Genomic DNA, 13,878 nt, shown 5'->3' with positions numbered 1-13,878 from the left:
AGATCTCAGGTCAGGAGTCGGGGTTGCTCAGGGCGAGCTGGATGAGGCTCTCGGCGTCCATCTCGTCGATGGCGCCTTCGCTGTCGCCCGCGTCCTCGGCGGACGTGGCCGGCTCGGCGAGCCCGGTGAGCGCCAGGAGGGCCTCGAGCAGGCCCGCGTCGCGGAGCCTGGCGAGCGGCAGCTCCGCCAGGGCGGCCCGGAGCTGCGCCTCTTGGGAGTCGGCCGGGGCCTCGTTGTCCGAGGGGACTAGTTCGCTCGTCAGGTGGCGGGCGAGTCCGGCCGGGTTGGGGTAGTCGAAGACCAGGGTGGCGGGCAGCCGCAGGCCGGTCGCGGTCGCGAGCCGGTTGCGGAGTTCGACGGCGGTCAGGGAGTCGAAGCCGATCTCCTTGAACGCCTGGGCGGGCTCCACCGCGTCGGCTCCTTCGTGGCCGAGGACGGTGGCCACGTCGCGTCGTACGAGGTCCAGGACGAACCGTTCGCGTTCCGTGGCCGGCAGGGCGGCGAGCCGGTCGGCGAGGGACTCGGCCGAGGGGGCGGTCGTGCCCGCTGCCACGGTGCGGCGGGACGGCGCCTTCACCAGGCCGCGCAGGACGGGCGGGACCATGCCGCTCTCGCGCAGGGCGGCCGTGTCCAGCTTGATCGGCGCGAGGGCCGGCCAGGCGGACGCGGTGCCGTGGTCGAGGAGTTCGAGTCCGAGCTCGGTCGGGAGCGGGAGGACACCGGTGCGCTTGATGCGTTCGACGTCCTCGTCGGAGAGGTGGGCGGTCATGCCGCTGCGCTGTTCCCAGAAGCCCCAGGCCAGCGACGTGGCCGGAAGACCCGCAGCACGCCGCTCCTCGGCGAGCGCGTCCAGGAACGTGTTCGCCGCAGCGTAGTTGCCCTGCCCCGACTCACCCAGCGTCGCCGCCGCCGACGAGAACAACACGAACGCCGCCAGATCCATACCCCGGGTCAACTCGTGCAGGTTCACCGCCGCGTCCACCTTCGGACGCAACACCCGCTCCAACCGCTCCGGAGTCAACGACCCCACCAGACCGTCGTCCAGCACACCCGCCGCATGCACCACAGCCGTCAACGGAGCATCCGCCGCGATCCCCGCCAACACCCCCGCCAACGCCTCACGATCAGCGGCGTCACACGCCACCACCTCAGCCGACGCACCCCACTCCGCCAGCTCGGCCACCAGCTCGACCGCACCGGCCGCCGCCATCCCCCGCCGGCTGGTCAGCACCAGACGCCGCACACCGTGCTCGGTCACCAGATGACGCGCCACGAGCGCGCCCAAGGTGCCCGTACCACCCGTGACCAACACCGTGCCCGCAGGATCCATCGACACCGGCACCGTCAACACGATCTTGCCGACCTGCCGCGCCTGACTCATGAACCGGAACGCCTCCGGCCCCCGCCGCACATCCCACGCCACCACCGGGCTGGGCCGGAGGACACCGCGCTCGAAGAGCTCGACGATCTCGACGAGCATCTCCTGGGAGCGGCCCCGGTCGAAGTCGGGCAGGTTGTACGCGGCGTAGCTGACGCCCGGGTACCGGGCGGCGATCTCCTCCGGGTCGCGCTTGTCGGTCTTGCCCATCTCCAGGAAGTGCCCACCCCGCGGCAACAGCCGCAGCGACGCGTCCACGAACTCGCGCGCCAGCGAGTTGAGCACCACGTCCATGCCCTCGCCGCCGGTGACCTTCATGAACTTCTCCTCGAAGTCCAGATCACGCGAGTTCGCGATGTGGTCGTCGTCCAGCCCCAGCGCCCGCAGCATGTCCCACTTCCCCGGACTCGCCGTCGCGAACACCTCCGCTCCGAAATGCCGCGCGAGCTGAACGGCCGCGATGCCGACGCCGCCGGCGCCCGCGTGGACGAGGACGCGCTGTCCGGGGGCGGTCGCCGCGAGGTCGACCAGGCCGAACAGGGCGGTCACGTAGACGACGGGGACGGCGGCCGCCTCGGCGAAGGTCCAGCCGGTCGGCATCGGCGCCAGATAGTCCCGGTGGGTCACCGCGAGCGGGCCGAAGGAACCGGTGAACAGGCCCACCACACGGTCGCCCACCGCCAGGTCCGTCACACCGGGACCGACCTCGGCGACCACACCCGCCGCTTCACCACCCATGACCTCGTCGACGATCACCATGCCGAGCGCCGTCACGACATCGCGGAAGTTGAGGCCCGCGGCACGGACCCGGACCCGCACCTCGCCCTCGCGCAGCGGCTCCGCCGCGTCGGGCGCCGGGACCAGGCAGAGGTTCTCCAGGGTGCCGCTGGCGGAGACGTCCATGCGCCAGGGGCCTTCCCGCGGCGGCACGAGTGCCTGCTCCTCGGTGACCTTGAGCAGCCTGCGTACCCGCGCCTCGCCGCCGTGCACGACGAGCTCGGGCTCGCCGGTGGCCAGCGCGGCCGGCAGTGCGGACAGCGAGTCGGGGGCCTCGTCGAGATCGACGAGGACGAAGCTGCCCGGGTTCTCCGCCTGCGCGGAGCGCACGAGTCCCCACACCGGTGACTGTGCGAGCGCGGTGATCCGCTCGCCCGGCTCGCCTGAGACGGCGCCACGGGTGACGAGCACCAGGCGCGACCCGGCGAACCGGTCCTCCGCCAGCCAGGCCCGGACCAGCCGCAGCGTCTCCTGCAGGGTGTCGTGCACCTGAACGGCGAGGTCGGCGGCCGTGGGCTCCGGCAGGGCGACGAGCACGTACGGGGGGACGTCGCCGGTCAGCTCGTCGAGCGAGTCGTACGAGGCGGCGGCGGCGTACGGAGCGAGCTCCGCGAGCCCGAACGTGTCCCGCCCGACCAGGGCACAAGCCTCCGCCTGTACGTCCTCCGGCAACGACACGGCCCGCCACTCGGACCGGAACAGCGCACCGTGGAACGCCTCCCCGCCGGCACCTCCGGACAGCCCGTCGGCCGACACCGCCCGCAGGGCGAGCGAGGCGACGGTCGCCACCGGCGCTCCCGCGCTGTCCGCAAGATCCAGCGCGACCGTGTCCTGCCCGGCCGGCCGGATGCGCGCACGCAGGGCTGTGGCACCCTGCGCGTGGAGGGTCACGCCGCCCCAGGAGAAGGGGAGCAACGGCCCGGACTCGCCGGCCCGTTCGGCGTCAGCGAGGCTGGTGGCGTGCAGGGCCGCGTCGACGAGGGCGGGGTGGAGCGCGAAACCGCTCGGGTCGGCGCCTTCGGGCAGGGCGACCTCGGCGTAGATCTCGTCGCCGACCCGCCAGGCCGCCTTCAACCCCTGGAAGACCGGCCCGTAGCCGTAACCGTCCGCCTCCGCGGTCGCGTAGAACCCGGAGACGTCCACAGGCTCGGCACCCCGCGGCGGCCAAACACCGAGATCGAACGCGGCGGTCGGGCCGCCGAGCGCGAGCACACCGGTCGCGTGACAGGTCCAGACACCACCCGAGTCCCCTTCACCCACGCCCTCGCCCTCGATCCGCGAGAACACCGACAGTTCGCGCCGCCCGTCACCGTCCGGAGAGCCCACCACCACCCGCAGCAGCACCACCGCGGTGCGCTCCGGCACCACCAGCGGGGCGGCGAGGGTCAGGTCCTCGACGGTGTCGCAGCCGACCTCGTCACCGGCCCGCACCGCCATCTCGACGAACGCCGTACCGGGGAGGAGCACGGTGCCCATGACCGCGTGGTCCGTCAGCCAGGGATGGGTACGCAGAGAGATCCGCCCGGTGAGCACCACACTGTCGGTGCCGGGTACGGCGACCGCCGCCGCCAGCAACTCGTGGTGGGTGGCTTCGAGTCCGGCGGAGGTGACGTCTCCAGTGCCGCCTATGTTCTCCAGCCAGTAGCGGGAGTGCTGGAAGGCGTACGTCGGAAGGTCGACGATCCGCGCGTCAGCGGGAAGCGTCTTGTCCCAGTCGACAGACGCGCCGGCCGCATACGCCTGACCGAGAGAGATCAGGAAGCGATCCCAGCCGCCTTCGTTGCGGCGCAGCGTGCCCTGCACGGTCACCGGCTTGCCGGAGGCCTCGACGGTCTCCTGAAGACCGACGGTGAGCACGGGGTGCGGGCTGACCTCGACGAATAGATCGTGACCCTGCTCGATCAGGGCGGCGGTCGCGTCGCCGAACTCGACCGTCCGGCGCAGGTTGCGGTACCAGTACGCGGCGTCCATAGCCGTGGTGTCGAGCCAGTCGCCCGTCACGGTGGAGAAGAACGGGACCTGCGAGGTCTGAGGGGTGATCGGGGCGAGCACGTCGAGCAACTCGGCCTCCAGCTCCTCCACATGGGCGGAGTGGGAGGCGTAGTCCACCGGGATCACCCGAGCGCGGACACCGTCCGTCTCACAGCCGGCGACGAGCTGCTGCAGCGCGTCAGCGTCTCCGGACACGACCACGGCCGTCGGGCCGTTGACCGCCGCGATGGAGATCCGACCGTCGAAACCGGCGATCCGGTCGCGAACCGCCTCCGCCGTCAGGGCGAGGGACACCATGCCGCCCCGGCCAGACAGGGCCCGGATCGCCTGGGAGCGAAGGGTGACGACCCGAGCGGCGTCCTGCAGGGACAGAGCACCCGCCACGCACGCGGCGGTGATCTCTCCCTGCGAGTGACCGACCACTGCCGCCGGCTCGACGCCCAGGGAGCGCCACAGCTTGGCGAGCGACACCATCACCGCGAACAGCACCGGCTGAACGACATCCACACGCTCCAGCCACACGCCGCTCTCATCACGCAGCGTCTCGCGCAGCGACCAGTCGACGAACGGCCCCAACGCCTCCTCACACTCGTCCAGCGCCTCGGCGAACACAGCCGACGACTCCGCCAACTCCACCGCCATCCCCAACCACTGCGACCCCTGACCGGGAAACACGAAGACCGCGCCCGAACCGACGGAACCGGCTGCGCTCGCACCGGCGTTCTCGGAAAGCTGCCTCAGTCCTGCGACGAACTCCTCCTGGCGCGAGCCGACGACGACGGCCCGGTGCGTGAACGAGGACCGCGTACGGACCAGAGAGGCCGCCACGTCCACCGGACGCAGCCCCTCCCTCACACCCGCACCCGCACCCGCACCCGCCACGAACTCCGCGAGCCGAGCCGCCTGCGCCGCCAGCGCCGCCGGCGACCTGCCCGACACCACCCACGGCACCGTCACCGGACCGAAGTCCTCCACCGCCTCCTGCTCGACGGCCGACTCCACCTCCGGCGCCTGCTCAAGCACCACGTGCGCGTTCGTCCCGCTGATGCCGAACGACGACACACCCGCCCGCCGCGCACGACCCACCTCGGGCCACTCCCGCGACTCCGTCAGCAGCTCCACGGCGCCCTCGGACCAGTCGACCTGGCCCGACGGCTCGTCGACATGCAGCGTCTTCGGCATGACACCGTGCCGCAGCGCCTGCACCATCTTGATGACGCCGCCCACGCCGGCCGCGGCCTGGGTGTGCCCGATGTTCGACTTCAGCGAGCCCAGCCACAGCGGTTCGGAACCCTCGCCGTCCCGCCCCTGACCGTACGTCGCGAGCAGCGCCTGCGCCTCGATCGGATCACCGAGCGTGGTGCCCGTACCGTGCGCCTCCACCACATCGACGTCCGTCGCCGACAGGCCCGCGTCGGCGAGGGCCTGTCGGATCACCCGCTGCTGGGCCGGGCCGTTCGGTGCCGTCAGGCCGTTCGACGCACCGTCCTGGTTGACCGCCGAACCGCGCACCACCGCGAGGGCCCGGTGACCGAGCCGGCGGGCGTCCGACAGGCGCTCCAGGAGGAGCATGCCGACGCCCTCGCCCCAGCCGGTGCCGTCCGCGGCCGCCGCGAAGGACTTGCAACGGCCGTTGCGGGCGAGGCCGCGCTGGCGGGAGAAGTCGATGAAGGTGTCGGGGGTCGACATGACGGTGACGCCGCCGGCGAGGGCCATGGAGCACTCGCCGCGCCGCAGCGCCTGCACGGCCAGGTGCAGGGTCACGAGGGACGACGAGCACGCCGTGTCGACGGTGACCGCCGGGCCCTCGAGGCCGAGGGTGTAGGCCACGCGGCCGGAGGCGACGCTGTAGGCGTTGCCGTTGCCGACGAAGTCGGCGACGTCCTGCGGGATCTCGTCGAGGCGGGCGGCGTAGTCGCCGTACATGACGCCGGCGAAGACGCCGACGGCGTCGCCGCGCAGGCTCCGGGCGTCGATGCCGGCGCGTTCGACGGCCTCCCAGGACACCTCCAGGAGCAGACGCTGCTGCGGGTCCATCGCGAGAGCCTCGCGCGGGCTGATACCGAAGAACGCCGGATCGAACTGCGCCGCGTCGTGCAGGAAACCACCCTCCCGCACGTACGTCGTCCCCGGACGGTCCGGGTCCGGATCGAAGATGCCGTCCACGTCCCAGCCACGGTCCTCCGGGAACGCCGACACACCGTCCGCACCCTCCACCACCATCCGCCACAGATCCTCCGGCGACCGCACGTCACCGGGATAGCGGCAGGCCATGCCGACGATGACGACGGGGTCGTCGTCCACGTCCCCCGTCCCGGTGGTGCCGGCCGCACCGGCCGGTGCCGGCGCCGCCGGCGCGTCGCCGGCCAGCGTCGTCGCGAACTCGCGGGCGAGGGCGTGCGGGGTCGGGTGGTCGAAGATCAGCGTGGCGGGCAGGCGTACGCCGGTGGCGGCGGTCAGCCGGTTGCGGAGCTCGACGGCGGACAGCGAGTCGAAGCCGAGTTCCTTGAACGCCTGCTGCTCGTCGAGGGCGGCGCTCTCGGCGGTGCCGAGGACCAGGGCGACGGTGCGCCGTACGAGGTCGAGGGAGGCCTTGTGCCGGTCCTCGGGTGTGAGGGCGGCGAGCTGGTCGGCGAAGGTACGGGCGGAGCCCGCCGTGCCGGTGCCGGCGGCGCCGCGTCGGACGCTCGTGGGGATACGGACGAGGCCGCGCAGGACGGCGGGTACGGCGCCGGAGGCGCGTACGGCGGCGAGGTCGAGCCGGATCGGGGCGACGACGGGCAGGTCGGTGCGCAGGGCCAGGTCGAGGAGTGCGAGGCCGACCTCGGTGGGCAGGGGCAGGGAGCCGGCCCGCTTCATGCGCTCGACGTCGGCGTCGGAGAGGTGGGCGGTCATGCCGCTGCGCTCTTCCCACAGGCCCCAGGTGAGGGAGAGGGCGGGGAGTCCCTGGGCCCGCCGGTGCTGGGCGAAGGCGTCGAGGAAGGTGTTGGCGGCGGCGTAGTTGCCCTGTCCGGGCGCATTGACGACGCCGGCGTCGGAGGAGAAGAGGACGAACGCGGACAGCTTCCGCTCGCGGGTGAGTTCGTGCAGGTTGACGACGGCGTCGACCTTGGGCCGCAGGACGCGGGCGAGGCGCTCGGGGGTGAGCGAGCCGATGAGGGCGTCGTCGAGCACGCCGGCGGTGTGCACGACGCCGGTGAGCGGGTGCGCGGCGGGGAGTGCGGCGAGGACGGCGGCCAGGCCGTCGCGGTCGGCGGCGTCGCAGGCGGCGACCGTCACGTGGGCGCCCTGCGCCGTGAGTTCGGCGGTGAGTTCGGCGGCGCCGGGGGCGGCGCTGCCGCGGCGGCTGGTGAGCAGCAGCCGGCGGACGCCGTGGCGGGCCACCAGGTGGCGGGCGACCAGGGCGCCGAGGGAGCCCGTGCCGCCGGTGACGAGCCAGGTGCCCGCGGGGCCGTCGGCCTCGACGTCGACCTGGGGCTCGACCTGGGGCTCGGCCTGGGGATCGGCCTGGGGATCGGCCTGGAGCTCGGCCTGGAGCTCGGTCTGGCGCCCTGCCTGGGACCGGGCAGCGTCGGCGGGGACAGGGCCGGGCACGGGGGCGCGGCCGAGGCGGCGGGCGTACGGGGCGCCCTCGCGCAGGGCGATTTCCGGTTCGTCGAGGCCGAGGACGGCGGGGAGCGCGGCCGCGGCGGCCGGTTCGTCGAGGTCGACGAGCCGGATGCGGCCGGGGTTCTCGGCCTGCGCGGAGCGGACGAGGCCCCAGACGGACGCGCCGGGGAGGTCCTCGGGGGCCCCGCCGGGTGCGGTGGCGACCGCCCGGCGGGTGAGGACGACGAGGTCGCCGGTGTCGAAGCGGGTGTCGGCGAGCCATTCCTGGAGCAGCGCGAGCGCGGCTCCGACGCGCTCGTGGACGGCGGCGGCGAGGTCGTCGCCGCCGGCCTGCGGCAGGCTGAGGACGACGGTGCCGGGCGTGTCGGCCGCGGCGGAGTCGAGGTCGCCGTGGGGGCGGGCGGTGACCGGCGTGCCGGCCAGGGCCTCGGCCACGGCGGTGGCGTCGGCGCCGAGGACGGCCCAGGTGGCCGGGGCGGGCTCGGACAGCGGCGTGGCCAGGGCCGTCCACTCGACGTGGTGGAGGCCGTCGTGGCCCGCGGCCACGGCCGCGAGGTCCGCCGCGGCCGGGCGCAGGGTGAGGGCGTCGACGGTGGCGACCGTGGCACCGGCGGGGTCGGCGAGCGTGAGCCGTACGGTGCCGGGGGCGGTCTCGGCGACGGTGACGCGGCAGACGGACGCGCCGCCGAGGGCGAGGCGTACCCCGCTCCACGAGAAGGGGATCAGCACGCCCTGGCCGTCCTCGGCGTTCCCTGGGGCGAGGAGGCTGGTGGTGTGCAGGGCGGCGTCGAGGAGCGCGGGGTGCAGGCCGAAGTCGGCGGCGCCGTCGGCGGCCGTCTCGGGCAGGGCGACCTCGGCGTGGATCTCGTCGCCGTGCCGCCAGGCGGCGCGCAGGCCCTGGAAGACGGGACCGTAGCCGTAGCCGTCGGCGTCGAGGCGCTCGTAGAAGCCGGAGAGGGTGAGGGGTACGGAGTCGGCGGGCGGCCACGCCTCCGGGACGGCCTCGGCGGTCCCGGCCGGGGCGCCGGTCGCGGTGGCCTGTGTGAGCAGGCCGGTGGCGTGCAGGGTCCATTCGTCGTCGGCGGCGTCCACGGGCCGTGAGTGGACGGTGAGTTCGCGGGAGCCGTCGGCGGCGGGGGCGGTGACGGTGGCGCGCAGGGCGATGCCGCCGCGCTCGGGCACGACGAGCGGGGTGGCGAGGGTGAGTTCGTCGAGGCGGTCGCAGCCGGCCTCGTCGCCGGCGCGGACGGCCATCTCGACGAACGCCGTGCCGGGGAGCAGGACGGTTCCCGTGATCGCGTGGTCGGCGAGCCACGGGTGGGTGCGCAGCGAGATCCGGCCGGTGAGGACGAGGCCGTCGCTGTCGGGGAGGGTGACGGCGGCGCCCAGCAGGGGGTGGCCGGTGGCGTGCTGGCCGAGGCTTTCGGCGTCGCCGCCGGCGGCGGTCGCGTCGAGCCAGTAGCGCTGGTGCTGGAAGGCGTACGTGGGCAGGTCGGTGCGCCGGCCGCCGCGACCGGCGAGGGCGCCGGCCCAGTCGACGGGGGCGCCGTGGGTGTGGAGTGCGGCGAGGGCGGTGGTGAAGGTGCGGGCCTCGGCCCGGTCACGGCGCAGGGCGGCGGTGAAGAGGGCGGGTGTGTCGTCGCCCGCGGTCTGCCGCGCCATGGCGGTGAGGACGCTGTCGGGGCCGAGTTCCAGGAAGTGGGTGACGTCCTGCTCGCGCAGGAAGCGGACGGCGTCGGCGAAGCGCACGGCGTGCCGGACGTGGTTCACCCAGTAGTCGGGCGAGCCGAGTTCGTCGGCGCCGGCGGTGCGGCCGGTGAGGTTGGAGACGACGGGAATGGTGGGCGGCCGGTAGTCGACGATGCGGGCGATCCACCGGAACTCGTCGAGCATGGGTTCCATGAGCGGCGAGTGGAAGGCGTGGCTGACGGTGAGCCGGTGGGTGCGGCGGCCGCGGGACTTCCAGGTGCGGGCGATCTCGGTGACAGCGTCCTCGGTGCCGGACAGGACGAGGGAGTCGGGGCCGTTGAGGGCGGCGATGCCGATCTCGTGCTCGCGTCCCGCGAGTGCGGCGAGCATCTCGTCCTCGGTGGCCTCGACGGCGACCATGGCACCGCCGGCGGGGAGTTCCTGCATGAGGCGGCCGCGTGCGCTGACGAGGAGCGCGGCGTCGGGGAGGCTGAGGACGCCGGCGACGTGGGCGGCGGTGAGTTCGCCGATGGAGTGGCCGGTGACGTAGTCGGGGCGCAGTCCCCAGGATTCCGCGAGCCGGTAGAGGGCGACCTCGAGGGCGAAGAGGGCGGGCTGGGTGTAGCGGGTCTCGTCGAGGAGGGCGGCGTCGGGGGTGCCCTCGTCGGCGAACATGACCTGCTTGAGGGGCCGGTCGAGGTGGGCGTCGAGGGCGGCGCAGGCCTCGTCGAGGGCGGCGGCGAACACGGGGAAGGCATGGTGCAGTTCGCGGCCCATGCCGGGGCGCTGGCTGCCCTGGCCGGTGAAGAGGACGGCGGTGCCGCCGTCGGTGCGGGTGCCCGTGACGGTGCCGGGGCGTTCGGTTCCCTGGGCGAGGGCGTCGAGGGCGGCGAGGAGGTCGGCGCGGTCGTCGGCGACGACGACCGCGCGGTGCGGCAGGTGGCCGCGGGTGGTGGCGAGGGAGTGGGCGATGTCGGCATCGGAAGCGACGGACGCGACGGACGCGACGGAGCCATCCGAAGCGGCGGACGCCTCGGAGCCATCCGAAGCGGCGGACGCGTCGGACGCGTCGGCGGTGAGCCGGGCGGCGAGGCGCCGGGCCTGGTCGCGCAGGGCGACGGCGGTCGCGGCGGACAGGGTGTGGGGCAGGGGGGTGCCGTCGGCGACGGCGGGGGTCGTGGTGCCGTCGGGTGCGGACGGGGCGGTGGGGGCTTCCTCGATGATGGCGTGCGCGTTGGTGCCGCTCATGCCGAAGGAGGAGACGCCGGCGCGGCGGGGGGTGTCGCCGGTCGGTGCCCAGGCGCGGTGGTCGTCGAGGAGCCGGACGTGTCCGGCGGTCCAGTCGACGTGGGGGGTGGGCTCGGCGGCGTGCAGGGTGCGGGGCAGGGTGCCGTGGCGCAGCGCCTGGACCATCTTGATGACGCCTGCGACGCCGGCCGCGGCCTGGGTGTGGCCGAGGTTGGACTTGACGGAGCCGAGCCAGAGCGGACGGTCCTCCGGGCGGTCCTGGCCGTAGGTCTCGATGAGGGCGCGGGCCTCGATGGGGTCGCCGAGTACGGTCCCGGTGCCGTGGGCCTCGACGGCGTCGACGTCGGCGACGGTGAGGGCGGCGTCCTGGAGGGCGGCGCGGATGACGCGGCGCTGGGCGGAACCGTTGGGGGCGGTCAGGCCGTTGGAGGCGCCGTCGGAATTGACGGCGGTGCCGCGGACGACGGCGAGGACGTGGTGGCCGTTGCGCCGGGCGTCGGAGAGGCGTTCGAGGACGAGGATGCCGACGCCTTCGGACCAGCCGGTGCCGTCGGCGTCCGCGGAGAAGGGCTTGCACCGGCCGTCGGGGGCGAGTCCGCGCTGTCGGCTGAAGGCGAGGAAGCCGCCGGGTGAGGACATGACGGCGACGCCGCCGGCGAGGGCGAGGGAGCACTCACCGGCGCGCAGGGCGCGGACGGCGAGGTGCAGGGCCACGAGGGAGCCGGAGCAGGCGGTGTCGACGGTGAGGGTGGGGCCTTCGAGGCCGAAGGTGTAGGCGAGGCGGCCGGAGGCGACGCTGGCGGCGTTGCCGGTGAGGAGGTAGCCCTCGAGGCCGGCTTCGGCGTCGCCGAGCCGGGGACCGTACTCCTGGGTCTCGGCGCCGACGAAGACGCCGGTGCGGCTGCCGCGCAGGGCGGCCGGGTCGATCCCGGCGTGTTCGAGAGCCTCCCAGCCGGTCTCCAGGAGGAGGCGCTGCTGGGGGTCGGTGGCGAGGGCTTCGCGGGGGGTGATGCCGAAGAACTGGGGGTCGAACCGGTCGGCGTCGTGGAGGAAGCCGCCGTGGCGGGTGTAGCTGGTGCCGGGGTGGTCGGGGTCGGGGTGGTAGAGGCCGTCCAGGTCCCAGCCCCGGTTGTCGGGGAAGCCGGTGACGGCGTCCCGGCCGTCGGCGACGAGGTCCCACAGCTGGGCGGGCGAGGTGACGCCGCCGGGGTAGCGGCAGCCCATGCCGACGATGACGACCGGGTCGTCGGCGTGCGGGCCGGCGGCGGGGGCGCCGGCGGGGACCGTCTCGTCGGCGCCGGTACGGGTGCCGGTGCCGGGCCCGGCGGGCAGGCCGTCGCCGACGAGTTCGGCGACGATCTGCTCGGCGAGGGCCCGCGGGGTGGGGTGGTCGTAGACGAGGACGACCGGCAGGCGCAGCTCGGTGGCGTCGCCGATCCGGCGGACGAGTTCCACGGCCGCGAGGGAGCCGAACCCGAGGTCCAGGAAGGACGTGTCGGAGGTGATCTCGTCGGCGGACCGTTCCAGGATGTCCGCCACGTGGTCGCGGACGAGGGAGACGAGTATGCGCCTTCGTTCGTACGCGGAGGCCGGGGCGAGTACGTCGCGGATGGAGGACCGATGGGAATCGGTTTCTTCCTGGCGGGCGTTCTCCGTTCGCGCACCGAATTCGCGGGACTCATCCAGCATCTTTGACCACTCCAGAGTTCTGCTGTGCTTCTCAGCGGACGCCGATCCGTTGTCGAGGCTACGCAGCGGACGGAGCTCGTTCGCACCCCTAAAACCCCCTGACCGGCACTCAATTCGCGGTTTTCGGGGGCTGATTCAGTGCGACACGGGAGCGGTCATGGCCCGGACGGTGCCCTTCGGCTCAAAAGCGGTGACCTCGAACCGGGAGGTGGTGCAGGGCAGTCGGCGGAAGAGGTTGTCGGGGCCGGTGACGACCACGCGTTCCACGCCGAGCGCGCTCAGACCCTCGACGGCGGCCGGCCAGTCGACGGGGCGGTCGAAGGTGTCGAGGAGCATGGTGCGCATGTCGTCGGCGGTGGTGACGACCCGTCCGTCCTGGTCCGCGACGACGGCGAGCGCGGGGGCGCCGACGCGGTAACGGGCGAAGACCTCTCGTTCGGCCTTGGCGCGGAGTCCCGCGAAGGCCCGGGCGTGGACCGGCGGTCGCATGGTGTACATGGGGTGGCCGCCGAGGGCGCGGACGGCGGCGGTGAACTCGTCGAGGGTGGTTTCGCGCAGGGTGACGAGGAAGAAGTTGCTGTCCATGTACCCGGAGATCTCGCAGGTGTCGTCGTGTTCGCGCAGTCGGGCGACGAGTTCCTCGAGGGGTTCGCGGGGGGTGCGGGCGACGGACTGGGTGACGGTGTCGGTGTATTCGGCGGCGAAGAACTCGGCTTCGCAGCGGGCTGTTTCCGCCGTCATCCGTATCGCGTCGGAAAAGGTCATGGTCTCGGCGTAGACGGCTGCCGCCTTCTGTCCGAAGCTGGGGCCGACGCAGATCTCGGGGCGCATTCCCAGGGTTTCGACGGCGCGGTCGGCGAGGGCCGTGGAATTGACCAGGAAGGCGAGTTGGGTGTACTCGGAATAGTCGTCCGCCGAGGCGTAGAACCGGTCGAGGAGGCGATAGCCGAGGGCTTCGTCGGCCTCCGCCAGCCGGCGGCGCACGTAGGGGTCGAGGACCATGAACTTGCCCACCTCGGCGAAGTTCGACGGCCCCATGCCGGGAAAGACGAGGGCGGTTGCGGGGGACATGGCTCTCCTTCACGCTTCACCGGCGCCGGACGGCCGCTTCGCCGCGCGGCGTCGGCTCGCGGGCGGTGCCGCGCGGGCGACAGCCTCGCGGGCGGTGCCGCGCACGGCTGGCCGGATCTCGTCCATGCGCCGCCGGGCCTTGGATCCGACCACGACAGGTCGTCTGGTCCGGGGGCGACCCTACGCGGCGGTAGCGACGCCCCCCACCCCTAACGTCCCCTAGGTGACGGGGTCCGGGGTCGCGCTCGCGAGTCGGCCCTGGTCGGCGTCGATTGGCCGATGTGACCCGTACACGGAACCCCTAGGGCCCCTGACGCAATCCTCAAGGCAGGCTCAAGTCACCCGTCCGGAACCCCCGGGAAGCCTGGGGAGACATGGGGACTATCCGCTTTGCGCACGCCAAGCGCGGTTCAAACCTGTCGGAG

2 protein-coding genes are annotated in these 13,878 nt (G+C 73.6%); both read right to left on the bottom strand.

Going from position 1 to position 13,878, the window contains the following annotated elements:
- Positions 1-10: 10 nt before the first annotated feature.
- Positions 11-12,304 (bottom strand): SDR family NAD(P)-dependent oxidoreductase, encoded by a 12,294-nt coding sequence (locus ACIGXE_RS23810; protein ID WP_399750568.1) that lies wholly within the window; start codon positions 12,302-12,304, stop codon positions 11-13.
- A gap of 213 nt (positions 12,305-12,517) precedes the next feature.
- On the bottom strand, positions 12,518-13,453 hold the full coding sequence (locus tag ACIGXE_RS23805; RefSeq protein ID WP_399750541.1) for an ACP S-malonyltransferase: 936 nt from the start codon (positions 13,451-13,453) through the stop codon (positions 12,518-12,520).
- Between the last annotated feature and the right edge of the window lie 425 nt (positions 13,454-13,878).

It is taken from the genome of Streptomyces sp. NPDC053431, assembly GCF_044544925.1.
In the GTDB taxonomy this organism is placed as follows: Bacteria; Actinomycetota; Actinomycetes; order Streptomycetales; family Streptomycetaceae; genus Streptomyces.
The sequence above is the reverse complement of the archived record's forward strand: the minus strand, read 5'-3'. Positions and strand labels throughout refer to the sequence as shown.